The organism is Halanaerobium congolense, assembly GCF_004366375.1.
GTDB lineage: Bacteria > Bacillota > Halanaerobiia > Halanaerobiales > Halanaerobiaceae > Halanaerobium > Halanaerobium congolense.
On record NZ_SOEF01000003.1, the window covers coordinates 72,539 to 97,595 of the forward strand.

General features: G+C 32.9%; 23 protein-coding genes. 2 read left to right on the forward strand and 21 right to left on the reverse strand.

Going from position 1 to position 25,057, the window contains the following annotated elements; genetic code table 11:
* Positions 1 to 33: 33 nt before the first annotated feature.
* The 6 genes from C7954_RS02020 to grxC all read right to left on the reverse strand — a co-directional run bounded on the left by C7954_RS02020 (position 34) and on the right by grxC (position 4,860).
* Positions 34 to 1,047, reverse strand: coding sequence for an aspartate-semialdehyde dehydrogenase (locus tag C7954_RS02020; protein ID WP_089719128.1), 1,014 nt, complete (start codon positions 1,045 to 1,047; stop codon positions 34 to 36).
* Positions 1,034 to 1,969, reverse strand: a complete 936-nt coding sequence (locus C7954_RS02025) for a DMT family transporter (protein WP_134058580.1) — start codon at positions 1,967 to 1,969, stop codon at positions 1,034 to 1,036. Before C7954_RS02025 ends, C7954_RS02020 begins: the two co-directional genes overlap by 14 nt.
* Positions 1,970 to 1,979: 10 nt before the next feature.
* On the reverse strand, positions 1,980 to 3,119 hold the full coding sequence (locus C7954_RS02030; RefSeq protein WP_134058583.1) for a THUMP domain-containing class I SAM-dependent RNA methyltransferase: 1,140 nt from the start codon (positions 3,117 to 3,119) through the stop codon (positions 1,980 to 1,982).
* A 70-nt stretch (positions 3,120 to 3,189) separates the two neighbouring features.
* Complete coding sequence (locus C7954_RS02035; protein WP_081374464.1) at positions 3,190 to 3,318, reverse strand: isochorismatase family protein; 129 nt, start codon at positions 3,316 to 3,318, stop codon at positions 3,190 to 3,192.
* A gap of 11 nt (positions 3,319 to 3,329) precedes the next feature.
* Entirely contained in the window at positions 3,330 to 3,611 is a 282-nt protein-coding gene (locus C7954_RS02040; RefSeq protein WP_073155515.1) for an acylphosphatase, read from the reverse strand.
* Between the two features lie 61 nt (positions 3,612 to 3,672).
* Positions 3,673 to 4,860 carry a glutaredoxin 3 gene (grxC, locus tag C7954_RS02045; protein ID WP_089716611.1) on the reverse strand — a complete coding sequence of 396 codons (1,188 nt, stop codon included), beginning with the start codon at positions 4,858 to 4,860 and terminating at the stop codon, positions 3,673 to 3,675.
* A 119-nt stretch (positions 4,861 to 4,979) separates the two neighbouring features.
* Here grxC and C7954_RS02050 point away from each other — a divergent pair, with 119 nt between their 5' ends.
* Positions 4,980 to 5,327 carry a YlbF/YmcA family competence regulator gene (locus C7954_RS02050; protein WP_073155521.1) on the forward strand — a complete coding sequence of 116 codons (348 nt, stop codon included), beginning with the start codon at positions 4,980 to 4,982 and terminating at the stop codon, positions 5,325 to 5,327.
* Positions 5,328 to 5,409: 82 nt separating this feature from the next.
* Here C7954_RS02050 and C7954_RS02055 read toward each other — a convergent pair whose 3' ends face one another.
* From C7954_RS02055 to pepV, 3 genes are all read right to left on the reverse strand, one after another.
* A complete protein-coding gene (locus C7954_RS02055) occupies positions 5,410 to 6,630 on the reverse strand; it encodes a BaiN/RdsA family NAD(P)/FAD-dependent oxidoreductase (RefSeq protein WP_134058586.1) in 1,221 nt (406 codons plus the stop codon).
* 48 nt (positions 6,631 to 6,678) lie between these two features.
* Positions 6,679 to 7,890 carry a MalY/PatB family protein gene (locus C7954_RS02060; RefSeq protein ID WP_073155527.1) on the reverse strand — a complete coding sequence of 404 codons (1,212 nt, stop codon included), beginning with the start codon at positions 7,888 to 7,890 and terminating at the stop codon, positions 6,679 to 6,681.
* Positions 7,891 to 8,080: 190 nt separating this feature from the next.
* Positions 8,081 to 9,490, reverse strand: a complete 1,410-nt coding sequence (gene pepV / locus C7954_RS02065) for a dipeptidase PepV (protein WP_089722729.1) — start codon at positions 9,488 to 9,490, stop codon at positions 8,081 to 8,083.
* Between the two features lie 228 nt (positions 9,491 to 9,718).
* On the opposite strand from pepV, the gene C7954_RS02070 reads away from it, so the two are divergent.
* Positions 9,719 to 10,513, forward strand: coding sequence for an alpha/beta hydrolase (locus C7954_RS02070; RefSeq protein WP_073155532.1), 795 nt, complete (start codon positions 9,719 to 9,721; stop codon positions 10,511 to 10,513).
* 61 nt (positions 10,514 to 10,574) lie between these two features.
* On the opposite strand, the gene pepF is transcribed toward C7954_RS02070, so the two are convergent.
* The 12 genes from pepF to C7954_RS02135 form a co-directional block, all read right to left on the reverse strand.
* On the reverse strand, positions 10,575 to 12,371 hold the full coding sequence (gene pepF / locus C7954_RS02075; protein WP_089655097.1) for an oligoendopeptidase F: 1,797 nt from the start codon (positions 12,369 to 12,371) through the stop codon (positions 10,575 to 10,577).
* Positions 12,364 to 12,897 (reverse strand): methylated-DNA--[protein]-cysteine S-methyltransferase, encoded by a 534-nt coding sequence (locus C7954_RS02080; RefSeq protein ID WP_089716616.1) that lies wholly within the window; start codon positions 12,895 to 12,897, stop codon positions 12,364 to 12,366. The genes pepF and C7954_RS02080 overlap by 8 nt, the downstream gene beginning before the upstream one ends.
* Positions 12,890 to 14,740 (reverse strand): FAD-dependent oxidoreductase, encoded by a 1,851-nt coding sequence (locus C7954_RS02085; RefSeq protein ID WP_073155540.1) that lies wholly within the window; start codon positions 14,738 to 14,740, stop codon positions 12,890 to 12,892. Before C7954_RS02085 ends, C7954_RS02080 begins: the two co-directional genes overlap by 8 nt.
* A 28-nt stretch (positions 14,741 to 14,768) precedes the next feature.
* Positions 14,769 to 16,160 (reverse strand): asparagine--tRNA ligase, encoded by a 1,392-nt coding sequence (gene asnS, locus C7954_RS02090; RefSeq protein ID WP_073155543.1) that lies wholly within the window; start codon positions 16,158 to 16,160, stop codon positions 14,769 to 14,771.
* 207 nt (positions 16,161 to 16,367) lie between these two features.
* The gene (locus C7954_RS02095) at positions 16,368 to 16,490 is read right to left on the reverse strand and encodes a desulfoferrodoxin FeS4 iron-binding domain-containing protein (RefSeq protein WP_073155546.1); all 123 of its coding nucleotides are present in this window, start codon (positions 16,488 to 16,490) and stop codon (positions 16,368 to 16,370) included.
* A gap of 103 nt (positions 16,491 to 16,593) precedes the next feature.
* Positions 16,594 to 17,817: an aspartate kinase gene (locus tag C7954_RS02100; protein WP_073155548.1), complete on the reverse strand. Its 1,224-nt coding sequence runs from the start codon at positions 17,815 to 17,817 to the stop codon at positions 16,594 to 16,596.
* A gap of 30 nt (positions 17,818 to 17,847) precedes the next feature.
* A complete protein-coding gene (locus tag C7954_RS02105; protein ID WP_073155551.1) occupies positions 17,848 to 19,134 on the reverse strand; it encodes a homoserine dehydrogenase in 1,287 nt (428 codons plus the stop codon).
* A complete protein-coding gene (gene thrB / locus C7954_RS02110; RefSeq protein ID WP_089655094.1) occupies positions 19,127 to 20,056 on the reverse strand; it encodes a homoserine kinase in 930 nt (309 codons plus the stop codon). The genes C7954_RS02105 and thrB overlap by 8 nt, the downstream gene beginning before the upstream one ends.
* Positions 20,049 to 20,510 carry a dUTP diphosphatase gene (gene dut / locus C7954_RS02115; RefSeq protein WP_089655093.1) on the reverse strand — a complete coding sequence of 154 codons (462 nt, stop codon included), beginning with the start codon at positions 20,508 to 20,510 and terminating at the stop codon, positions 20,049 to 20,051. Before dut ends, thrB begins: the two co-directional genes overlap by 8 nt.
* A gap of 258 nt (positions 20,511 to 20,768) precedes the next feature.
* Positions 20,769 to 21,701: a cell wall hydrolase gene (locus C7954_RS02125; RefSeq protein WP_073155559.1), complete on the reverse strand. Its 933-nt coding sequence runs from the start codon at positions 21,699 to 21,701 to the stop codon at positions 20,769 to 20,771.
* A gap of 2 nt (positions 21,702 to 21,703) precedes the next feature.
* Positions 21,704 to 24,154 (reverse strand): helicase C-terminal domain-containing protein, encoded by a 2,451-nt coding sequence (locus C7954_RS02130; RefSeq protein ID WP_073155561.1) that lies wholly within the window; start codon positions 24,152 to 24,154, stop codon positions 21,704 to 21,706.
* A 2-nt stretch (positions 24,155 to 24,156) separates the two neighbouring features.
* Positions 24,157 to 25,008, reverse strand: coding sequence for a deoxyribonuclease IV (locus C7954_RS02135; protein ID WP_306806887.1), 852 nt, complete (start codon positions 25,006 to 25,008; stop codon positions 24,157 to 24,159).
* Between the last annotated feature and the right edge of the window lie 49 nt (positions 25,009 to 25,057).

The window sequence follows — 25,057 nt, forward strand, 5'->3', positions numbered from 1 at the left end:
TAAAAAACAAGCAGAATCAAGCTTTTATAATTTTTAGACCAAATTATTTTCTATTAAATATTCCGCAATCTGAACTGCATTTAAAGCAGCACCTTTTCTCAGATTATTTGCAGTTAACCAGAGGTTAACCCCATTTTCAACTGAATTATCTCTTCTTATTCTTCCCACTAAAACATTATCATTATTTTCTGTATCTATCTGCAGCGGATATTTTTCTTGAGCTGGATCATCCACCACTTCTACATTCTTGGTTTCATTAAACAATTTCTTTATTTCTTCAATCCTATAATCATTTTTCAATTCAATATTTAATGATTCCCCATGCCCAAAGACAACTGGTATCCGAACACAGGTTGCTGTTATAGGAAGTTCTGGATCATGTAAAATCTTATGAGTCTCATTAACCATCTTCATCTCTTCTTTTGTATAATCATTCTCTAAAAAGACATCAATCTGTGGAATTGCATTAAAAGCAATCTGATGCTTAAATTTATCGTTTTTGATTTCTTCTTTATTCAGATAAGCTTTTGTCTGCTCCATTAACTCATCAACTGCTTTTTTTCCGGCACCTGACACTGCCTGATAGGTATTAATTACCAATCTTTTTAAACCATATTTTTCTGCCAGAGGTTTTAGGAGCATTACCATCTGAATGGTTGAACAGTTTGGATTTGCAATTATCTGCTGATGTTTCTTTAAATCTTCGCCATTTACTTCTGGTACTACTAGAGGAGCCTCGGGATCCATTCTAAAAGCATTGCTGTTATCTATTACTATCCCTCCTGCTTTTTTTACCTGAGGTGCTACCTTTTTTGACACACCACTACCTGCAGAGAATAAGGCAATATCAACCCCTGCAAAAGTTCCCTCTTTTACAGACTCTACTGTTAACTCTTTATCGTTAAATTGAATTTTTTTTCCTTCAGAACGCTCAGATGCTATAACCTTAAGCTCATCAATCGGGAAATTTCTCTGGCTTAAAGTTTTAAGCATTTCTCTCCCCACTAAACCTGTTGCACCTACTACTGCTACATTATACTTTTTCATAAATTTTTTCTCCTTCCTCGACTACGGGGCGTCCAAAGTAATTTGTTCCCCAGACACCAATTATTATTAAGACTGCTCCAACTACTTGAAATTTAAAAAAGGGCTCATTTCTAAAAACTACTCCAGCGGCTATAGAAACAACAGTAGTTAAATTTGCAAAGACTGCTGATTCAGCTGCTGTAATTTTAGATAAAGTATAATTCATCATAAAAAAAGCTACTACTGATGAAAATAATCCTAAGTAAAGAACAGTAATCAGAACGACCCTATTTGTTAATAAATTAAAATAACTGCTTAAGTCAAAATTATTTTGAGATAGTGCAATTGTATTGAATAAAAAAGCACCAAAACCCATCATTACATATGTAATCTCAACCGGCTTAAATTCTAAAGAGAGCTGTCTGGAAATAATATTATAAAATCCAGCTGCAATTACTGCTCCTCCTAAGAGTAATAAACCTAAATAATTACCCTCTATCGGTGAGGCTCCTCTGTTAAAAATAATAAAAAAGACTCCTCCCACAGATAGAGCAACAAAAATGCTCTGTATAAAGGTAGGTCTTTCATTTAAAATCAAAGCTGCTAAGATAGTAACAGCTACCGGAATCAGAGCAATCATCATTCCCGCTTCAGATGATGTTGTATATAACATACCTGTAGTTTCACAGATAAAATAAATTCCCGGTTGAAATAACGCTAAAAGAAACAGCTTCTTTAAATTTTTTGATTTCAAATTGATATTTATTATACCAATAAATCTTAAAATACTCAAGGCAATAAAAGCGATTGCAAAACGAAAACCAAGCAGGTGGAAAGGAGTCATCAGCTCCAACCCCTCCTTGGTAAATAAAAATGAAAAGCCAAATATTGAACTAAAGATCAAACCGGCCAGATAAGGAAAATACTTTCTAAATCTAAGCATTTTCGCTCACTCAATTCTTTGGCGGCCAGGGACCATAGTACTGATAATATTGAGTCTCTACACCACCGTTATATAATTTTCGCCTTTTGCTTGCCTCTTTTCCAAAAATTTCTTCGAATTTAGAATGAGAAGTAATAATATAGTAAGACCAGGTCTCAAGTTCTAAAAACTTTTCCCCCATTGCTCTATACAATTCTTCTACTTCTTCTTTTTCTCCCATTCTCTGACCATATGGAGGGTTAGTAATTATATAACCATACTTACGATTAGTTGAAAAATCTTTGAACTCCTGTTCCTGAAAATGAATTATATCTTCTACCCCTGCCTGTTTGGCATGGTAACGGGCAATGCTGATTGCTTCTGGATCATGATCATAACCCATTATTAAACGAGGCTCAACATTAATCTTTTTTGACTTTTTTGCCTCAACTCGAGCTCTGGGCCATTCGAAGTCATCAAATATTGGCCACTTTTCTGAATTAAACTTTCTTTTTAGTCCAGGTGCCTGATTTTTGGCCATCATAGCTGCCTCAATCAAAATTGTACCAGAACCACAAAAAGGATCGATTAATATTCTATTCTGATCCCAGCGGCTTAAATAAACCATGCCGGCTGCAGTAGTTTCCTGAATAGGTGCTGTAACTGATAAATCTCTATAACCTCTTTTATGCAGGCCAGTACCTGAACTATCAATTGTTAAAATTGCTCGATTCTTATATAAAGCTAGTTCTATCGGATAAAGCGGACCATTTTCATCAAACCAATCGGTTCCATATTCTTCTTTCAGCCTATCAACAACAGCTTTTTTAGTTACCGATTGACAGGTAGGAACACTGCTTAATTTAGAATCTATCGATTTAGCACTAACAGGAAACTCTGCATTTTCGGGCAGCCACTGGGGCCAGTTTAAAGCCTTAACTCCATCATAAAGTTGGTCAAAGTCATCTGCCTTAAAATCCCCTATTTTCACCAAAACTCTTTCTGCAGTTCTGAGCCACAAATTTGCTCTGGCCACCGCCTGCAGATCACCTAAAAAAGTAATCCTGCCGTTTTTAACCTCGGTAATTTCATATCCTAAATCGTTTATTTCTTTTTTTACTAAAGCTTCCATACCAAAGGTACTAGTTGCCATTAACTCTATTTTTTCCAAAAAAATTCTCTCCTTTTATTTTCCAACTTCTATTTTCTATTATTTGAAATTGACTCCAGCTGCTTTTAAATCAGCATAATCTTCTGACCTTTAATAGTTGATTAACAGTTTCAATAATTTCCGATACATTTGGGACTGCTAAAACTCCCTCTTCAGAAAAATCATTCTGTAAATCTACAACAATTAAAGCAGCTGCCATAAGATTACCCCTTAAAACTTTATCTTAAAATCACTGAAATCAGTGGGTTCTTCGTCATTAATTTTTAAATTTTTTACTTTGGCAAAAGAAGGTCCTTCTCTAAGCTTTGCAATCATCTGGGACACTTTGTCTTTATTTCCCTGAATAACAACCTCTACTCTACCATCCACTAAATTCTTAGCCCAGCCTTTTATATTCAAAACAGCTGCCTCTCTTCTAATAAAAGCTCTAAATCCTACTCCCTGTACTCTTCCAGAAATGAAAATATGCTTCTGTACTTTTTCTACAGCCATTTATCAACACCTCCGCTTGTTTACATTCATTATACATAGTTATCTAATATCTAGCAAATTATCAGCCTAAATATTGATTAACTCTTAAGGCTGCCTTTGCTCCTTCAGCTGCTGAGATTATAATTTGTTTATCTATTATATCTGTCACGTCACCTGCTGCCCAGATTCTTTCTACACCAGTTTCATTTTTTTCATTAATTATAATTTCCTTTTGTTTATTTGTTTCAACCAGATCACTGACAAAATCACTATTTGCAATTAGACCAATTTCTATAAATAAACCATTGACATTAAGTTTTTGAGTAGAATCATCTTTTATATTTTTAATTATAACTGATTCTAATTTATCTTTACCATTAATCTCATCGACTGTAGTTGATGTATAAACAGTTATATTTTCATTATTATTAACTCTATCCTGCAGGTATTTATCTCCCATCAGTCTGTCTTGAAATTCGATTAAATTTACTTTACAATCAATGTTGGCTAAATCTAGTGCAGCTTCCAGGCCTGAATTACCTCCACCAACAACTGCAACCGGCTGGCCCTTGTAAAGAAAGGCGTCACAACTGGCACAGTAATGAACTCCTTTACCGGTTAGAACATATTCCTGTTTCATGCCAAGATGACGTTTTTGAGCACCAGTTGCTATAATTACTGATGCTGTTAAATATTGCTTGCCATTATCTGTTTTAATAACTTTTTTATTTTCTCGGTCTTCTATCCCTACAGCTTCTTCTCCGATAACAGTTTCTACCTTATATTTTGCTATATGATCCCAGAAATCATAAATTAAATCTGCCCCTGTGGTGTCAGCTTTGCCTAAATAATTATCAATTTCGTTGGTATTAATAACCTGACCTCCAATATCTTTGGTTAAAAGCAGAAGGTCAATTCCTTTTCGAGCCCCATAAAGAGCAGCATTTAAAGCGGCTGGTCCGGCTCCTAAAATTACAAGTTCCCACTCTTTAGTAGATAAATCTTTTACTTCTTTGCCAATTAATTTATTAAACTGCCCCTCATTTTCTAAGGCAATTAGATCATCATAGCCCCCAAGACTTTGATCATTAATTATGATCTGAGGTACAGTTTTATTACCAGTTCTCTCCTGCATTACCTCATAATTATTTTCTTCTTCAATATCAATCTCTTCAAATTTTAAGCCCTTACTTTTTAAAAATGCCTTCGCCTTTTTACAATATGGACACCAATCTTTAGAATATACTTCAATTTTTAAGTTATTTGACATGATAAATTCCCCCTATTTGATTATCATTCTTATTTGACATCAGTTCTACTTGATGTTAACATAAATATGGTTATTAGAAAACAAAATAAATCTAAATAATTTAATTGAGGTGAAATTAAATGGCAACAGTTATGGAATATGCGGAAGATCTTGCAGAAGCAATTGTTGATTCACAAGAATTTCAGGATTTAAGAGAGAAAGAAGAAAAAATGGTTGAAGATGAAGATGCAAAAACAATGCTTGATGAATTAAATGCTAAGTATCAGCAGGCACAAATGATGCAGCAGAATGGTCAGCAAATGTCTGATGAACAAAAGCAGGAATTACAGGTAATGGAGCAAAAAATGAAGCAGAATGATAAGATTGCTGAATTTTATGAAGCTCAAAACCATTTCAATCAGTTAATGAACTCTGTAAATCAAGTAATTACACAAAAGCTTCAGGGTCAAGAAGAAGACGCTGAGTAATTAATAATATAATCAAATTCTGAACAGAACCGCAGTCAGCTGGCTGCGGTTTTTCTTTATTTATTTTAAATTTTTTCAACTCTTAATTTAAATTATTTCCTGCTTTAAAACCCGTTGCAAAAGCAATCTGTAAATTATAACCACCTGTCATTGCTGCCACATCAATTATTTCTCCGGCAAAATATAAGTTATTAATCAGCTTTGATTCCATAGTTTTAGGATCAATTTCTTCAGTATTAATTCCACCTCTGGTAACAATTGCCCTCTCAAATCCTTTTTTAGCTTTTAAATTTAGTTTCAAATTCTTAAATAAGTGTACCAATTCTTTCCTTTCTGCTGCAGTAATCTGGTTTACTGTCTTATTATAATCAATTGAAGAAAGCTGCAGAAAAATAGGAATCACTTTTTGGGGTAATAAATCATCGAGACTGTTGCCAAAATATTTGTTGCTGTATTTTTCGAAATCCCTTAAAATTCTTCTGTCCAGACTCTGATGATCAAGGGCAGGTTTTAAATCGATTTCAAGCTGATAATTTTTGGGATCAGAATCAATAAACATTGAGGCAGAAATAATCAAGGGGCCATCCAGATAATCATTTCTAATTTCTAAATCTCCGAAATCCCTATAAATCTCTTCTCCAGCTTTGATTAATTTTAAGTCTACATATTTTAATTTTAAACCCTGAGCTTGATAGATCCAACTTTCTTTAGTCTTAAGACCACATAATCCCGGTTCCGGTTCAATTACTTGGTGGCCTAAGCTTTGCACAAGTTTAAAGCCGCTGCCATCAGATCCGGTTTGTGGGTAGGAGCTGCCGCCGGCTGCTAAAATTATCTTGTCGGCTTGAAGCTGGCCCTGATATTTTAATCCAAGCCCAGTAATTTTCTGCTCATCTTTGTAAATTTCAACTGCCTGATCCTGTATTATTTCAACATCATGTTTAAATAATTCCTTCTGCAGTACTTTTAAAACATCCTGAGAACGGTTAGATTTTGGGAAAACCCGGTCTCCTCTTTCGATTTTTAAGGAGAGTCCCAAACCCTCAAAAAAATAATAAAGCCGGTAGGCATCAAATTCAGCTAAAGAACTATACATAAATTCCGGATTATCAATTATATTCTTTATATGCTGATTTAAAGGCGAATAATTGGTTAAATTACAGCGGCCTTTACCTGTTATTAATAATTTTTTGCCTAAATTTTTATTCCTCTCGATTAAAATAACCTTATTTCCATTCTCAGCAGCCTGCAGAGCTGCCATCATTCCTGCAGGACCACCACCAATAACAACTACTTTAGTCAAAATAGAACTTCCTTTCTTTTCTTTAAATATAATAAGTCAGCTTATTTTCTATAAATTTTCAACTGCATTTTTTATTCTAGTTAATCCTTTTTCTAAGCGCTGCCTTGGACAGGCTAAATTTAAGCGCATATACATTGAACCTGCATCTCCAAACCAGCGTCCAGGATTGAGGCCAACTTCAGCTTTTTGATTCATAAATTCGATGAGCTCTGCATCAGTTTCAAATCCCAGCTGGCTGCAGTCTAACCAGGCTAAGTAAGTCCCTTCTGCCTTAATTAATTTCATTTGCGGTATTTCAGCCGCTAAAAATTCCTTAAGAAAATCATAATTTCCCTTTAAATATTTCAGCTGTGCCTGCAGCCATTCCTCTCCCTTATTATAAGCGGTTTTTAGTCCTATAAGACCAAAGGGGCTGTTCCCGGTGCCAAAACCGTCTTTTGCTGCATTATAAGCTGCACGCAGCTCTTTTGATTCAATAATGGTGTATGATGTATGTAAGCCTGCAATATTAAAGGTTTTACTGGCTGCCATATATGAAATTACCTTTTGTCGGTATTCTTTAAATTCCTCTCCTGCTAAAAGAAGTTTTAAAACAGGCTGATGTTTGATACCAGGATAAACTAAATCCGAATGTATTTCGTCACTTAAAAGATAAATATCTTCTTTTTTTAACAAACGCAGCAGCTTAAGCAATTCAGATTTTTCCCAAACTCTGCCCACAGGATTATGGGGACTGCAAAAAATCATTGCTCTGACATTTTTTCCTTGTGCTTTAGCTGTTTCTATCTGATTTTCTAAATCATTTAAATCCATTTGATAATAACCATCTTTATTTATTAATTCATTTTTTATAAGCTGACAGTTATTATTTTTTACCGCTAAAAAAAACGGACGATAAACAGGGGGCTGAATTATTACGGCATCATCCTCTTTACAGATTGTCTTTAAAGTAAAGTTGATAGCAGGAACAACACCTGTATCAAAAATAAGCCAGTCCTTCTTTATTTCTAAATTAAATCTTTTTTGAAGCCAATTTAGTACAGCTTCTTCTACACTTTGATCGGCAAAACTATAGCCAAATATTCCCTCTTCAGCTCTTTTTAATAAACTTTCTTTAACTGCAGGGGCTGTCTGCCAATCCGAATCGGCAACCCACAGTGGTAAAACATTTTCATTATTAAATATTTCTTTTCTTTTATCCCATTTTGCAGACATTGTATTAGTTCTGTTTTCTAATTTTGAAAAGTCAAATTTTTCCACTCTAATTCCTCCTAGAATAAATTAGCACAGTATTACAATACTCTATTACAGATTGTCCAAAGGACATTTTGTTCTAATTGGGTCAGGCTTAATCTTTAAAGTCTGCCTGCTGCAGCTCTTTTTTTATTCAGTTCCCGCATGAAAAGCAGTTAGAGAACTATTAAGAAAGTCTAACAGTTCTTCAGCTTTATTATTCATTATCCTTCACCCCTGCAATATCAATTATTGCTTTAGCATAAATAGCAGCACTTCTAACAAGATCATCTATTTCAATAAACTCATCTTTTTGATGGGCAAGTTCTGGCTGTCCCGGAAACAGGGGTCCAAAAGCAACACCCTTATCAACCAGACGGGCATAAGTTCCTCCACCAATGGCAATTGGTCCACTTTTATCACCTGTAAATTCCTGATAAGCAGTCATCAGCTTCTGAATAAACGGGTCATTTTTTGCAGCATATAAAGGTTCAACATCATTTAATATTTCAACATTGATTAAATCACTATCAAGATTATTCCTGATATCAGAAACTACTTTTTCCGCCTTAGATTTTACAGGGTAGCGAATATTAACAATAAATTCAACCTTATTTTGGTCTCCTTTCATCACACCTGTATTAAAAGTTAAAGCTGTTGGTACATCATCCTGATCTTTACAGCCTATTGAAGCTCCATCATATTCAATTCCAATTTTACTGCTGTAAAAATTCAAAAATTCCCGCACCTTAGTTTTAGCAAATGGCAGCTCAGATAAAATCTTAATTAAATAAGAGATTGCATTTTTTCCGTCTTCAGGCAGACTACCATGGGCTGAAATACCGTTATAGGATATTTTAAATTCATCCTCGACAGCTTCTAAGCTTAAGTCAGCTTCCTCATAATCAATTTTTTCTAAGAGTTTTTCTAATTCTTCTTTATTAATTCCACTTAAAACTGCTTCTGCATAATCGGGAACCATATTGGCAGCATTTCCACCTTCAATTTTTTCTAGTTTTAAGCCTTCCTTATTTTCTTCTTTTAAATTAGCTGAGAATTTTAAATCTAGAATTCCCTTTTCAGCGTGAATTGCTGGAAATGTTGCATCAGGGCTAAAGGCTAACTCCGGCATTTTTTCTTTTTTAAAATAATAATTTAAAGATGCCATACCTGACTCTTCATTGGTACCTAAAATTAATCTAACTCTTTTATTTAATTTAATATTTAAATCTTTTACTATTTTCATTGCATATAAAGCTGCCACAGCAGGACCTTTATCGTCAATTGTCCCCCTGCCAAAAATTTTATTATCATGAACTTCAGCTGCATAAGGAGGATAAGTCCAGCCGCTTCCCTCTGGTACCACATCCACATGACAGAGCAGAGCTAAAATTTCTTCTCCCTCTCCCATTTCAACATGAGCAGCCTGGTTATCAATATTTTTAGTTTTAAAGCCCATATTTTCAGAAATTTCTACAGCCTTAGCTAAAGCTTTATATACCTCTACACCATAGGGATATTCCCCTGCTGCTTCAGCTTCTACACTAGGGATTCTAACTAATTCCTGGGTACTTAAAATCATATTATCTCTTAAGTTTTCTGCTGTTTCTATAATTTTATCTTTCATATTTAGTTTAATAGTTTAAACTATTAAACTTTCACCTCCTAATGTTTTTATATATTTGTTTTTGTCAAGTGAAATTTAACCCCTTTTATTAATTATCTAGATATTATTCTATCACTTTTAGTTATAAATTTAAAATATAATATATTACAATTTCATGACAATTTGAATCTCCTTTGAATTAAAGTAATTCTTATAGTAAAATAGATAAAAGATAAGGGTGATCAAATAATGAAATTAAATCAAATAGAAAGTTCAACTAAAATTAATCCTCTGGGTAGAGAAATAAAAATTGGCTTTGAAGATGAAAATATTAAGAAGGCTGTTTTGCTTTTGCATGGTTATGGTGGTAAAAGTACTAATTGGCTTTATGCTGCTGAAAAAATCAATGAAAATTTAGAAATTCCCGTATACATTCCCCGACTACCTGGACATGCTACTAATATTAGTGACTTTTTAAATAGTAATGCTGATCAATGGCTGCGGAAAGCTGTAGACAGTTATTTAGAATTAAACACTAAATTCCAGGAAATTTATGTGGCAGGCCTTTCAATGGGTGGATTACTTGCAGCTTTAGTGGCTGCTCAATTTAAAGTAAAAAAATTATCATTAGTTGCTCCTGCTTTTTTTACCAAAAATAAAAATATTATTTTTACACCTTATATCAGATATTTTATCAAAAAATTAGATACTGGCTTTGAATTGGATTCTGAAAACTCAACCGCTGCTGAAATTGATTTTCATCAAAATTACAGCTTTAATTATTATACTTCAACTCTGGCCGAATTATATAAATTGATCAAAAAGGGAAGAAAGGCTGCTGCTGAAATAGATACTGAAACACAGCTTATCTTATCTACCAACGATGATCAAGTTGAAAACAAAAAAATAAAAGCTTTTTTAAATGAAAAAATGGGACAATTTTTAGTAGATCAAAAGATCTATCAAAAATCATCCCATGTGATAACAAATGATGTTGAAAAAGAAAGATGTGTCCAGGATATAATTAATTTTTTTAAAGAATAATTAATTTCTATATTTATTACTCTAAAACTAGATTTCTAATATTTAAGCCTTTATTATATACTTAAATTAATTCCTGCAGCTGTTTTAAGTAATTTTTAAACTTAGCGGCTGCATTTTCTATAGGCTTAGCTTTTTTCATATCTACTCCGGCCTTCCTTAAAATATTAAGCGGATAATCACTGCCTCCAGCCTTTAGAAATTCTAAATATTTTGCAGCTGCCTCAGGACCATCATTTTGTATTTTATCTGCCAGAGCTGCTGCTGCAGAATAACCAGTAGCATATTTATAAACATAAAAATTATAATAAAAATGGGGAATTCTGGCCCATTCATAATCTAATTTTTCATCAATTACTAAAGCCTCACCAAAATATTTTTGATTTAACTTTCTGTACATTTTCTGCATAGCCTGGGAAGTTAAACTTTCGCCAGCCTCCACACTTTCATGAATCATTTTTTCAAATTCAGCAAACATTGTCTGTCTGTAAACCGTGCCCCTAAATCCTTCTAAAAAATAATTTAATAAATATAGTTTTTCTTCTCTGCTTTTTGCATTTTCCAGCATATAATCAAGCAGCAGATTTTCATTTAAAGTTGAAGCAACCTCTGCCACAAAAATCTTATAATTAGAATACAAATAAGGCTGATTCTTATTAGAATAATAGCTGTGCATTGCATGTCCCATTTCATGAATTAAGGTAAATAAATTGCTGATATCCTGAGTATAATTCATTAAAATATATGGATGCACCCCGTAACAGCCGCTGGAATAAGCTCCAGAACGCTTACCTTTATTTTCATAAACATCTATCCAGCCGGAGTGGAATCCTTTTTCTACTACTTGAATATAATCATTACCTAGAGGTTTTACTGCGTTTTTGATTATTTCCTTTGTTTCTTCATATTTAAATTTTAAATCAACCTCTTCAATTAAAGGTTTATAAGTGTCATAAATATGAAGCTCATCTAAATTAAGCAGTTCTTTTTTAAGTTTCATATATTGATGCAGAGGTTCTAAGTTATTGGAAACGGTATCAATTAGATTATTATAAACATCTGTAGAAATATTATCACTATCAAGAGCTGATTCCAGAGCACTATCATATTTTCTAGCTCTGGCATAAAAAACATCACCTTTAACAGAACTGTCAAGTACAGCTGCAAAAGTATTTTCTAATTTTTGATATTCACCGTGCATCCCCTCAAAGGCATCCTGTCTAACCCGACGGTCCTCATTTTTTAATAAGTCAATATACCTACCGTGAGTTAGACGAATTTCTTCTTCTTTTTCATCTTTAATTAATGGAAATTCAAGATCAGCATTATTTAACATACTAAAAATATTTTCAGAACTCTGGGTAACTTCACCTGCCAAAGCCAGAATTTTTTCTTCTTCAGCAGATAAGTAATGATCTTTTTGGCGTAATATATCATCAAAAAAATGATTATAAAACTCAAGTTCTACCTCGACTTCTTTAAATTTATTTAATTTTTTCTCACCCAGCTGTATAATTGCCGGCACCATAAATGAAGTGGAATTTGAAAGCTTGTTATAACACATCACAGCCTTGTTTTTATAATTTTGATATTTTTCATTTTGAGTGTTCTGGTCATACTTCATATGGGCATAAGCATACAATTTAGAAGTCTGTTCTTCAATCGTAATAATCTTATTTAAAGCAGCTAATAAATTATCAGCACCTGCGGTAAAATCATCTTTTAATTTGCTAATATTTTTAACTTCTTTTAAAACTTTTTCTAATTCTGATTCAAAACTCTGATCATCAGGATAAATATCATTTAAATTCCATTTATATTTCTCTTTAATTTCTTCTCTAGTTTTTAATTCTTTAGACAAAAGATATCTTCCTTTCTATGTTTTTACTTTTATTATTTTCATGATTTAAAAGCCATCTTTTTCTCCAGATGCCACCTGAATAGCCATTAATGCTGCCATCAGCTGAGATTACTCGATGACAGGGAATAATTATTGAGATTGGATTACGAGAATTAGCCTGTCCTACAGCTCGAGCGGCACCAGATTTTCCAATATCAGCAGCTAATTCAGCATAAGAATATGTTTTGCCATAAGGAATATTTTTTAGCTGATTCCAGACTTTCAATTCAAATGAACTACCTTCTAACTGTAGAGGGATTCCAAAAGAATTTCTTTTTCCTAAAAAATACTGATTCAGCTGATCAAAAATCAGATTATATATTTTTAATATTTTTTTATCTTCATAAAAGTTTTTTTGACAGTTATTTTTCACTTCCCGCAGATGATCATCAAATTCAATTTTCAATAAAGCTTCTTTATTAAACTCAATCTTTAAAATACCTATCGGTGAGGGATAATATGTATAATAGCTGTTTTGATTAGTCAAAATATTCACCCCTAATAGCTTTTAAGTCAGATGGAGTTTCAAAACGGTCCAAATAATGAGCTGCTAAAATAATCATCTCTTTCCGGTTCATTACTCTCTTTTTTGTCAGAACTACTATCAATTTATCGGGAACCAAATCCATTTCCAGAGCTTTGTTAAAATATTGATCTTCATTCATTTCTAAGACCCGCTGGCTTTCCGCTGCCAGCAGCAATTTTAAAGCATTTGTAGTAGTTAGTTTTTTATTTGAACTGAGAGTCTCCAAACTACCTGGAACCCATTCGTAAAGATTATCAGCTTCTTTTTTCTGCATAATTTTTAAAATTATTGCTGTAAATTCTTTTTCATTAGGTACTGTATCTAACTTAAAATTATTATTATAACCTCCGATTGTGATTCCCCAGGAAAGTAATCTTTCCAGACTTCCTAAAAGCTGAGGATCATCAATGATTGGTGCTTCTGCAGGATAATTATTAAGATTAATCTTCAAAGCTGAACGAATTTTTTTAAGACTTTCTTCATCTTCGACGATTTCAAGCAGACTTTTATTTTTATTTACTGCTTCTGAAACAGCAATACCTGCTGCTTCAGCAGTATTCATTGCTGGTGGCAAAACTCTTGCACTTGCAGCTGCTAAAGAACTATAACCACTGCTGCGGCCAACAATCAGTAAATTATCATTTTTTCTGGCAATTAAAGTTCTTAAGGGTATGCCGTAATACTCAGGATTAAATAAAACAAAGCCTGGATAATCTTGAGCTGCCGCTTGATAATCTAAAGGATAGGAAGCTAAAGTTATTGTATCTTTAAATATTTTTTGCCTAAATAAATCCTGGGTTTTTAATTGATACTCTGTCAGAAAGTGTCTGCTTTCTCTGCGGTATAGCTCTTGTGGCAGATCATTTAACTCTGCCTTTTCAAAGCCCTCTAAATTAGCCTGTAGATATTTTAATATTAATTCAGCTTCTACAGCTGCACTTTTTTTAGCTTCTGCAGCAGATTTTTCAGATAAAGGATCTACATTAAATAACAGTAGGGCATTAATATATGCATCATAACCACCGTTATTTTCAATAAAAACTATATTTAGCCCCCTTAAGCGAAGATTGTCATTTTGAGACTGATAACTTTTTCCAAAATTAGAAAATCCCCAGGCGTGATCATTTCTAAAATGACTGCCATAATATTTATTATTTCTCACTGCTTTTTTTAATTTTTGCGGATTAACATTAGAAAATTTTAAAATTTGAGTAGAAGCCATCCAGCTATTTTTTAAATTTATATCGGCTGTACCAATAAAATAATCTTCTCCAGCTGCTGCAGCTAAATCACCATCCTGTGAAGCATCAAGATAAAAATCAGCAGTTAATCTATAGCTTTTATTATTTTTTTCAGCTTCTAAATAATAAATTTTACCAGCTTTAACTTTTACTGATTTAAGTTCAGCCAAATTAATAATTGTTATATTTTCTTCTGCAGCAAGCATTTCCTCAAAAACAGTTTCTGCTTTTTTAGGAGAAAAAGAAATAGAGGAACCTAGTTTCTGGTGCCACTCTGAAAAAATACCATGATTAATATTTCTGGATTTATTATCATAATTTAAATCTAAAAAGTTTAAAGCAGCATAAGTCATTAAGCCACCTGGTTTTTCCCTGGACATTAAAAGTATTACATTTTTACCTTCCCGAGCTGCAGCGACCGCAGCGGTAACTCCTTCAGGTTCACCAGAAAATACAATTAAATCACTGTTTATTTCTTCTACAGCTAAAGTGTTTGAGGTCAAACTGCAGATTAAGATTATTGTTAATACCATGATTGAAACTAAGGTCTCTCTATTCAGCATCTATTTTCTCCTCTTAAATATATTTTTATTAAAATTTAGCACTACCAGGAGTACGAGGGAAAGAGATAACATCTCTAATATTCTGCATTCCTGATAAATACATTAATAATCTTTCAAATCCTAGACCAAAACCAGAATGAGGTACAGAACCATATTTTCTAATATCTAAAAACCACTCATATTTTTCTAAATCCATATTTAACTCTTCCATCCTATTTTTTAGCTCTTCATATCTTTCCTCACGCTGACTACCACCAATGATTTCTCCAACTCCAGGAACCAGACAATCTACCGCCGCTACAGTTTTCCTGTCATCATTTTGGCGCATATAAAAAGCCTTAATCTCCTTTGGATAATTATAAACCATTATTGGTTTTTGGAAATGTTTTTCTGTTAAATATCTCTCATGTTCAGACTGAAGATCAATACCCCATTTTACAGGGAATTCAAAATCGTGGTCACTATTTTCCAGAATTTCTATAGCTTCTGTATAAGTCACGCGGCCAAAATCTGACTCAATAATGTTTTTGATCATATCTCTACGTCCCTCATCAATCCACTTATTAAAGAAGTCCATTTCTTCTTCTGCTTCTTCAACAGCAAATTTAAATAAATTTTTAATAAAATCTTCCATAAGGGTCATCATCTCTTCTAAATTGCAAAAAGCCATTTCAGGTTCAATCATCCAAAATTCTGAAGCGTGGCGAGATGTGTTAGAGTTTTCGGCTCTAAAAGTTGGGCCAAAGGTATAAACATCTCCAAGAGCTGTTGCCAGCAGTTCGGCTTCCAACTGACCACTAACAGTAAGACCTGTTTCTTCAGCAAAAAAATCCTGATTGTAGTCAATTTGGCCTGCATCTGTTAGGGGAAGATTGTCAAAATCAAGTGTGGTAACTTTAAATACTTCTCCTGCACCTTCGGCATCACCTGAGGTAATAATTGGTGTGTGAATATATTTGAAATCTTTGTTATAAAAATATTCATGAACAGCATACGACATTTTACTGCGGAAGCGGTTAACTACACCAAAGGTATTTGTTCTAGCTCTTAGGTGAGCAATTTCTCTTAAAAATTCAAAGCTGTGTCTTTTTTTCTGTAGAATAAAATCTTCCGGTGCTTCTCCGATAATTTCTATTTCTTCAGCTTTCATTTCTACATCCTGTTCCCTACCTTCAACCTTATCCAGATAACCTTTTACTTTAATACTGGCTCCCCTATTAATTTCTGCTAGTGGATGCTCATCCGGACTTAAAATAACCAGCTGCAGGTTTTTAAGAGTACTGCCATCATTAATCTCTATAAAGGCAATATTTTTTGAGACTCTTTTTGTTCTTACCCATCCCATAACAATAACGTCTTTATAGTTATCAATTTTATCTTCTAAAATATCCTTTATTTTTTTCTTTTCAAAATAATTCATTTTATAAATTTCCTCCCAGAGCTTTATTTAATTTAATTTTAGATAAATCAAATTCGAAAATCAAATTTAGAACTTTTTCTATTATAATAACTTCTCGCAAGCAGAGAAAAATCCTTTAAGAAATACATACAAATTATTTATTTATTTTGCTTTAAGCATTTAAAAGCCCGGAGCGTAAACCCCGGGTTGTAATAGATTTTTTAAAGTTTATTCTTCTAACTTCATTGGCTCACCACAGCAAACCAATTCTCCCCCACCAACTTCTTTTACCTCAACTACATTACCACAAATTTCACAGCGATAAACTTCTCCTTTTTTCTTTACATTCATACTTTAGCCTCCTCTAATTATAATTTTAAAAATTACAGCAGCTGCTTTAACTGCTAAAATTACCTAAATCAATTATATGTTAAAAATAAAGAGTTTGCAATATTTACTCATTAATTTTATCTAATTTAAATTCTTGATGCAGAACATTAAGAGCTTTATTAGCATCATTTTTTTTGATTAAACAGGAAATTTTAATTTCAGAGGTAGTAATCATCCCAATATTAATATTATTTTCACCTAAAGAGGTAAACATTCTAGCTGCTATACCAGGTGTAGACTGCATTCCAGCACCAACAATTGAAATTTTAGCTACATCGCGATCAATACTATAATTATTAAATCTAATTTCAGATTTAATATTTTCCAGTACTTTAAGTGCTAATCTTTCCTGATCCTGATTTATGGTAAAGGTAATATCATTAAGCTCATCCCGCTGCAGGTTCTGAATAATCATATCAACATTAACTGCATTATCAGCCAGAGATCTAAACATTTTACCAGCTATCCCTGGTTCATCAGGTACCCTTTCTACAGTAATTTTGATTTCTCCTAAATCACTTGCTACTCCAACTACATTTTTTTTACCTTCCATTTTTTCATCTCCCCTAACAATTGTACCAGTAGTCTTATTAAAACTAGATGCTATATATAATTTTAAATCATAGGTTTTTGCCAGCTCTACTGCTCGTGGATGTAAAACATTAGCTCCTAAATTAGCCAGCTCTAACATTTCTTCATATGAAATATGATCTAATTTGCTTGCACTTCTTACAACCCTTGGGTCTGCCGTATAAACACCATCAACATCAGAATAAATTTCACAGCGATCTGCATTTATGGCAGCTGCAACAGCAACTGTAGTTGTGTCAGAGCCACCTCTACCTAAGGTTGTGAAATCCTGATTTTCATTAACCCCCTGGAAACCAGCAACTATAACTATTTTATTCTCCGCTAATTCTTTTTTTAAACGGGTAGTATCAATGTCAGTAATCATCGCCTGATTATGTTTTTCATTTGTTTTGATTTTCATTTGACTTCCGGTTAATGAAATTGCTGGATACCCCAAAGCATGAATTGCCATAGTTAAAAGTGCTATTGAAACCTGTTCCCCGGTTGTTAAAAGCATATCTACTTCTCTTGGATCTGGATCATCAGTAATATCCTCCATTAATTCAATTAGATGGTCTGTGGTATCTCCCATTGCAGAGACTACTACAATCATTTGATTGCCTTCCTCATATCCCTCAATTACTCTTTTGGCAACATTCTTAATCAGGTCTGCATTTGCTACTGAACTTCCTCCATATTTTTGTACAATTAATGACAATTGTTTCACCTTCCTGTTGTTATAAAGTTATTATTCTGCTTTAACTGGTATAATATTATTAACAGTTAATACTCCTTTAAGTTTCTCGACTTCTTGCAGTATTATTTCCAAATCTTTTTCTGTGATTTTCTTAGTTATGATTATTACCGGCAGCAGTGGTGTTTCAGTTAAATTATCCTGTAAAATCAAATCTGCCAGATTTTTTTCTGAAAAGATATTTTTTATTTCTTCAATAATTTTTTCATCCTTTTCCAGCTGCAGTCTAATATAAAATACTCTTTTTTGATTATGATACAAATCAAAGATATTTTCAATCTCTGTTTCTAAATCAAAATTAATTTTATTCTTATTATTATTTTTAACTGCATTAATCAAATCTAAAATCAGCAGATTTTCAAGTGCTAAATCAGTATTTTTTGCTTTGAAATTAGTTTTGGAATTATAACTTGAAACAAATTCAACAGCATTACTGTTTTCATTAACTGAAGCTAAAAAGTTATTTTTTCTAATTAAATTTGGTCTAACTCCTATGTAAAGATTTTCATTTTCTTTTTTTATTGATGTTAATAGTTTTATTTTATAACCAAGTTCTGCAGCATAAATTAAATCATAACTGGTAATCCCTTTAATGCCTTTTACTTTAACCAGTTCAGGATCTACATTTACATTATAAAATAAATTTGCTAATAAAACAATTTCATATAAACTATCTAAGCCTCCCAAATCTAATTCTGGATTTTCTTCAATGTAACTTGATTCTTTAGCCTGCTCCAGTGTTTCTTTCATAGAAATAGTGTTTTTTTCCATTTCAGTTAAAATGAAATTGGTTGTTGCATTTAAAATAGCATTCATTTCTGTAATTTCATCTAAGGCAAAAAAATTATCAGTTAAAGTCTTTAAAGGCAGTGGAGAAAAAGCGGCAGAATAATATATTTTAGCCTGATGCTTTTCTTCAAGTCTTTTAAATTTACTAAAGTTTTCAGCCAGCATTTTTTTATTTGAAGTTATAACATTTTTTTTATTTTTTAAACTTTGAATAATATAATCTTTTACATCTTCATTCTGACTTAAGTCTATAATTATATCGATTTTAGAATTCGAAAGCAGATCCTTAAACTTATTTACTACTTTTATTGAATTCATGGTGTTTAAGTCCAGCTTTTCAAAATTAATATCTTTTTCTGAAGAATAATTATAGATAAATTCTAATTCTATTTTTTCTCCTGCTAATTTTTCTATTTTATTTTTATTTTTAGCAAAAAATCGCATAAATGAATTAAAAGATTCCTGCTTAGCCATTAAAGCTGCTTTAGCCATTTTTTAATATCTCCTCTTTTAGACTCTGATATAAACTTTTATTATAGGCTTTAATTATATAAAAACTTGAATCAATTGCAAGTGAATCGTAATTTTTTTTCATTTCTGCTGCAATTATTTTTTCATTTTCAACTGCCAACGCTAAAATTGTTGGCCCGGCTCCACTTAAAGCTGCACCGACAGCACCATTAATATAGGCTGTCTCTATAATCTTATCAAAACCTTTTATTAACTGCTTGCGGTATGGCTGATGGAGCTGATCATCCATCGCAATTTTTAATAATTGATAATCGCGGTTGATAAAAGCTGCAGTTAAAAGACTAATTCGACTTAAATTTGAAATAACAGCAGGATAGTTTATCTGATCAGGTAAAACCTGACGCAATTTTTCTGTTTTTAGCTCATAATCAGGCACTAATAAAATGCAGTTTAAATTTTGATCCACATCTATTTTATAATAATCATAGTTATCACTGCAATTAAAATTTACTGTTAAACCTCCAACTAAAGCAGGCACAACATTATCTGGATGTTTTTCCAGCTCAACTGCAAGCTGAATAAAATCTTTTTCCGTTATTAATTGTCCAGAAACTACTGCAGCAGCTGCAAGTCCCCCAATGATAGCCGAAGCACTACTTCCTAAACCTCGAGCCAGCGGGCTGTTCATCTCTTCGACAATTTCAGCCCCAATAATATCTTTTTTTAAAAACTTGAAATATCTCTGGTAAGCCTGTGCAATTAGATTATCTGAGGCAGCTATTTTAATTTCTTGCTCTTTATTTTGATCAATAACCTTAATTTTAAGCTTTTGGTCAGCTCTTTTTTTTATTTTAAAATTATTAAATAAAGTCAAAGCCAAACCTAAAGTATCATAACCCGGACCAAGATTTGCTGATGTTGCAGGAACTTTAATTTCAGTCATTTAGATTTTCCTTTCTTAGTTTTTTTACTCCTGTGTGACCAAAGCCGCCTTCTCCACGCTGACTTTTGCTTAAACTTTCCACTTCATTCCACTCAATAATATTAATTTTTTGAATTATTAATTGAGCAATACGATCATTAAAATTAATCTTAAAGTCTTCTGGACCGTGGTTGATTAAAATTACCCCAACCTCACCTCTGTAACCAGAGTCTATGACTCCATCTGCATTTAAGACAGTTACCCCTTTTTTCAAAGCCAGTCCGCTGCGGGGATAAACAAAGGCCGCATAACCTTTGGGAACAGCTATTTTTAAACCAGTTTTTATTAATTTATATTCACCGCTTTTAATAGTTAGTTCTTCTGCTGCATGAAGATCCAGCCCGGCGTCTTCACCATAATGTTGATATTGAGGTAATTCTATCTTTTTATTCAGTCTTTCTACCTTAATTTCCATTACCATCATCCTTTATTTTAATTTGCAGACCAGTTAGAGAATTAATCTGATAGTTATTATTATAAAATAGATCTTCAATTTTGACAAATTCACATTTTTTTCAGCCAGATTCCGGCAAGGAAAAAAGAAACCTGAATATCTTAAGGAACAAAAATTATAGAACTAAAAATACAGATAAATATTAGAATAAAAAAAGAAGCCAGCTTTAAATTAAAAGCTGGGAAGTTTAATTTGTTCTATTATCCAAGCACTTCACCTCTATTCTATAAAGACATGATCACCGATCTTTGTAATAACTCTTCTTCCTCTAAAGAAACTAACTCTAGTTGCAGTTTTAGGATTATAAAAATAAAGAGCTCCATTTGTTGGATCACTGCCATTTAAGGCGTCCCTTGCCGCTCTATATGCTGTCTGATTTGGGGTTAAATTAATCTGCCCATCACTGACAGCAGAAAACTGTCCTCCCTGATAAATAACCTGAGCAAATGTGTTGGGGAACTTACGACTAAGAACACGATTTATAATAACTGCAGCTACAGCTACCTGACCTAAATAAGGCTCACCTCTGGATTCACCGTAGATTGCTCTTGCTAAAAGATTAAGCTCCTGTTTGCTGACTCTTTTATTTAAAATTTGATGTGAAGTTAAATTATGGACCGGTAAACGAATTTTTTCACCGCTTCTTAAAAAACTATTTTTCTTATCATTTAATGCTAAAATAGTACCAATTGTAGTGCTGAAATCGCGGGCTAAATCATAAAGTGTGTCCCCTGGACCTACATAATAATCAATAATTTTATTCTTTGGTATTTTATCAATGTTAGGTGCCTGATGATCCGGATTAATTCTGGCAGCATAATGGGTATTTATTGAAAAAGAAACCGTTTCTTTTTCAGATTTAAAATTACTAAAAATTTTTCTATCCTGCTGATTGGAATCTTTTACTGCAGTTTTTGGCTGTGGAATTACTAATTCATCTCCCATTTTTATACTGGCTTCATTTATTATTTTATTTTCTGCCTTCAGCCGCTCTAAACCGATACCATAATCAGCTGCTATTTCAGAAAGTGTATCTCCCTGCTGAATCACATAGATCAAGCTCAGACTGGGAGCGGCATAAATAGCTGTAGAAAACAGAAGCAGCACTGAAAATATAAGAATTGTCGGTAAGAATAATTTTTTGTTTATCATATTCAAGCTCCATTTTCATCGATTTTTTCAACCAACTTATTACAATTAAGTTCTACAACAGGGCAGCCTTCCGGCAGAGAATCTAAAAATTTATGACCATAAGATCTGCTTTTAACCCTGCGGTCAAATAAAATTATAAGGCCCTTATCTTTTTTTGATCGAATTAAACGACCAAAACCCTGGCGGAATTTAATTACCGCCTGTGGTAAGGCAAGATTATAGAAGGGGTTTAGACCCTCTGCTTTTAACAAATCCTCTTTTGCCTGATATAATGGCTCGCCAGGCACCGGAAAAGGTAGTTTAACCATTACTAAATACTTTAAAATATCTCCAGGTAAATCTACCCCCTCCCAAAAACTTGAGGTCCCAAAAATAACTGTATTATACTCAGCTCTAAATTCCTGCATAATATAATTACGTGACAATCTAGACTGAGATAAAATTCTGATTCCTAATTCTTCTAATTCATCCTTCAGATTATTATAGCAATAACTCAGCATTCGATAAGAGGTAAATAAAACCATTGTTGAGCCTCGGCTTTTAGAAATTATCTTTTTCAAATTGATTACAAGTTCTTTTAAAAAGTTTTTATTACCCGGATCAGGAAAATCAAGTGGAATCAACAATTCTGCCTGTTTAGAATAGTCAAAAGGTGACTCAACCTTTAATTCTTCAGCAGTTTTTATACCTGTTTCTCGATAAAAATAATCAAACGAGTTAGCAGCAGTTATGGTAGCAGAAGTAAAGATTATATTTGTTAATTTTGACCAGAGCATATCTGGCAAAAATTTACCGGCATCTATCGGAGCAGATTTTTGAACTATCTGTTCAGAGCCTCGATAATAACTTGATTCCAGCCAAAAAACATAATCATCATCTGCTGCTTCTAAATTAAATTCTATTCTTTTAATCAAATCATGACAGCGGTTAATGCTTGATTTGATTTTCATTTCACTTTCATCAGTCTCAGCTTCTAAGCCGAGATATAAATTTTCATATATAATCTGCAGAAAAGAAAAATTATTTTTTAAATAAGCAGCTAAATCTTGGGCGGTTTGATAAAACTCCTGCCACTTCATCTCTGACTGCAGTTTTTGATTAACCGTAATCTTTTTATCTCGATAATCTGCAATTAAATCTTTTAATTCATTAAAATACTGAGGAATTAAGTCTCTTATTTTTTGAGTTGTTGGAATTATTTTTTTATCTAAAATATCTCTCAATCTTTTCTGATCACTATCAACAGCCAAGGCTATATCCTCTCTAATTTCCGATAAAAGAGAGTTTTTATCACCACTTAATCTTTTCAACCAGTTATCAAGCAGAGGCTGATATAAGGGGTGACCTAAATGATCTGTTGCAATTTCTCCAATATTATGAGCTTCATCGATAATTAAATGATTAAAGTTAGGTAAAATACCGCGATCAGCAGAACCAGCATCATCTTTAACTCTAGCATCAGATAAAAGAAGATGATGATTAACTATCAAAATATCAGCTTTATAGATTGCTTTCCTGGCCTGCATGAAATAACAATTTGAATAAAAGGGACAGGAAGTTTTTAAACAGAGATCACTTTCAGCTGCAATTTGATTCCAAATTAATTTTTTTAACTGAAAATTTATTTCGGATTTTTCTCCAGCTTCAGTCTGTTTTTTCCAATCATTTAATTCATGGAAAAGCTCTGCTTTTATTTTTAAATCATCGTTCTCAAAATTCTTTTTAAAATTTTTGAATTTACGCAGACAGAGATAATTATTTCTGCCTTTAACTAAGACAGCATTAAAATCAAAATCTAAAACCCGCTTTAAAGTCACTAGATCTTTATTTATCAGCTGTTCCTGTAAATTTATCGTATTTGTTGACACTACAATTCTTGCCTGATTTAAATTATTATAAAAAAGAGCTGGTATTAAATAAGCAAATGATTTACCAGTACCTGTACCCGCCTCAATAAAATCAAATTGATGTTGATTAAAGGAGTTAATAATTTTTTCGGCTGTTAAAAGCTGTTCTTTTCTTTCTGAAAAATTATCAATTTCTTGAGCTAGTTTACCCTCTTTTTTAAAATAACTTAAAATTTCTTCTTTATCCAATTTTTTATTTTCTTTTTTGCTGCCGGCCTCAACTACTACATAAATTTGATCAGCCTGATTATTTACTATGGCAAAACCAATTCCTCTTTCTGCCATTTTAGCAGCCAGTCTAATATCAGCAGCCGATGGTGTTAAGTCACCAGAAGGATGGTTGTGAATAATCATTTCGCCAGCCATTAAATTATTGATTACAGCTGGTGCAGAATAACTATTACCTCTTGCCAGTACTTCAATATCTTCAATGATATTTTTATTATTTAATTGAGCTCTCATAAATATTTCATTACCAGAAGCTGCTTCAATTTCATTTTCTATTATATTTCCAACTTCTAATAACATTTCAGCACTAGCAGACAACTTTAGTCCTCCCTTAACTTTTTTAATAATATAACATCATCATCTTTTTGTTTTTCAAATTGAGGTGTTTCTAAAATAAAAATTTTATCCTTTAACTGAGGATGATTAATCACCCTTTTAAAAGCCTGACTCCCAATTTTCCCTTCTCCTAGATGAGCATGTTCATCTTTATTTGTACAACAGTCATATTTCGAATCATTAAGGTGAATAACTTTTAAATGTTCTAGACCAATAATTTCATCAAAATCAGTTATTAATTTTTCTAAACCTTCTGCTTCTGCTAGATTGTATTTAGCAGCAAAAGCATGACAGCTGTCAATACAGATACCAAGTCGTTCAGGAAGGTCTACAGCTTCCAAAATAGATTTAAGCTGTGAAAATTCTTCCCCAATACTTGTACCAGCACCAGCAGTGTTTTCTAAAAGAATCATAGTCTCACTGTCAACTTCAGCTAAAATTTCATTTAAAGCCTCTGCTATTCTTCGAATACCACTTTCTAAACCAGAACCAGTATGGCTGCCTGGATGAAAAATCAGGTATTCAGCTCCGAGCCTGTCACAGCGCTGGTATTCAGACTTAAGAGCTGAAATTGATTTCCCCCACAATTCATCTTTAGGAGACGCCAGATTAATCAGGTAAGCAGCATGTACTACAACTGGATCAATCTCATATTTTTTTCTTGCTGCCCTGAATTTTTCTGCTTCTTCTGCTTTAACCTCACGCATTTTCCAGCCGCGTGGATTTTTGACAAAGATCTGCATTGAATTACAGCCAATATCAGCTGCTCTTTTAAAGGACTTATCAAGGCCGCCAGCTATAGAAACATGTTTACCCAAAATCATTTTAGAATCCATCTCCAGTTAACTATATTCTCGATCAGTTTGAGGATTATTCAAACCGATC

Excerpts from the sequence above, each read along its gene's own strand:
- C7954_RS02020 (WP_089719128.1), bottom strand. The coding sequence starts at position 1,047 with ATGAAAAAGTATAATGTAGCAGTAGTAGGTGCAACAGGTTTAGTGGGG.
- C7954_RS02025 (WP_134058580.1), bottom strand. The coding sequence starts at position 1,969 with ATGCTTAGATTTAGAAAGTATTTTCCTTATCTGGCCGGTTTGATCTTT.
- C7954_RS02035 (WP_081374464.1), bottom strand. The coding sequence starts at position 3,318 with ATGGCAGCTGCTTTAATTGTTGTAGATTTACAGAATGATTTTTCTGAA.
- C7954_RS02040 (WP_073155515.1), bottom strand. The coding sequence starts at position 3,611 with ATGGCTGTAGAAAAAGTACAGAAGCATATTTTCATTTCTGGAAGAGTA.
- grxC (WP_089716611.1), bottom strand. The coding sequence starts at position 4,860 with ATGTCAAATAACTTAAAAATTGAAGTATATTCTAAAGATTGGTGTCCA.
- C7954_RS02050 (WP_073155521.1), top strand. The coding sequence starts at position 4,980 with ATGGCAACAGTTATGGAATATGCGGAAGATCTTGCAGAAGCAATTGTT.
- pepV (WP_089722729.1), bottom strand. The coding sequence starts at position 9,490 with ATGAAAGATAAAATTATAGAAACAGCAGAAAACTTAAGAGATAATATG.
- C7954_RS02070 (WP_073155532.1), top strand. The coding sequence starts at position 9,719 with ATGAAATTAAATCAAATAGAAAGTTCAACTAAAATTAATCCTCTGGGT.
- C7954_RS02085 (WP_073155540.1), bottom strand. The coding sequence starts at position 14,740 with ATGCTGAATAGAGAGACCTTAGTTTCAATCATGGTATTAACAATAATC.
- asnS (WP_073155543.1), bottom strand. The coding sequence starts at position 16,160 with ATGAATTATTTTGAAAAGAAAAAAATAAAGGATATTTTAGAAGATAAA.
- C7954_RS02095 (WP_073155546.1), bottom strand. The coding sequence starts at position 16,490 with ATGAATGTAAAGAAAAAAGGAGAAGTTTATCGCTGTGAAATTTGTGGT.
- C7954_RS02105 (WP_073155551.1), bottom strand. The coding sequence starts at position 19,134 with ATGGCTAAAGCAGCTTTAATGGCTAAGCAGGAATCTTTTAATTCATTT.
- thrB (WP_089655094.1), bottom strand. The coding sequence starts at position 20,056 with ATGACTGAAATTAAAGTTCCTGCAACATCAGCAAATCTTGGTCCGGGT.
- dut (WP_089655093.1), bottom strand. The coding sequence starts at position 20,510 with ATGGAAATTAAGGTAGAAAGACTGAATAAAAAGATAGAATTACCTCAA.
- C7954_RS02125 (WP_073155559.1), bottom strand. The coding sequence starts at position 21,701 with ATGATAAACAAAAAATTATTCTTACCGACAATTCTTATATTTTCAGTG.
- C7954_RS02135 (WP_306806887.1), bottom strand. The coding sequence starts at position 25,008 with ATGGATTCTAAAATGATTTTGGGTAAACATGTTTCTATAGCTGGCGGC.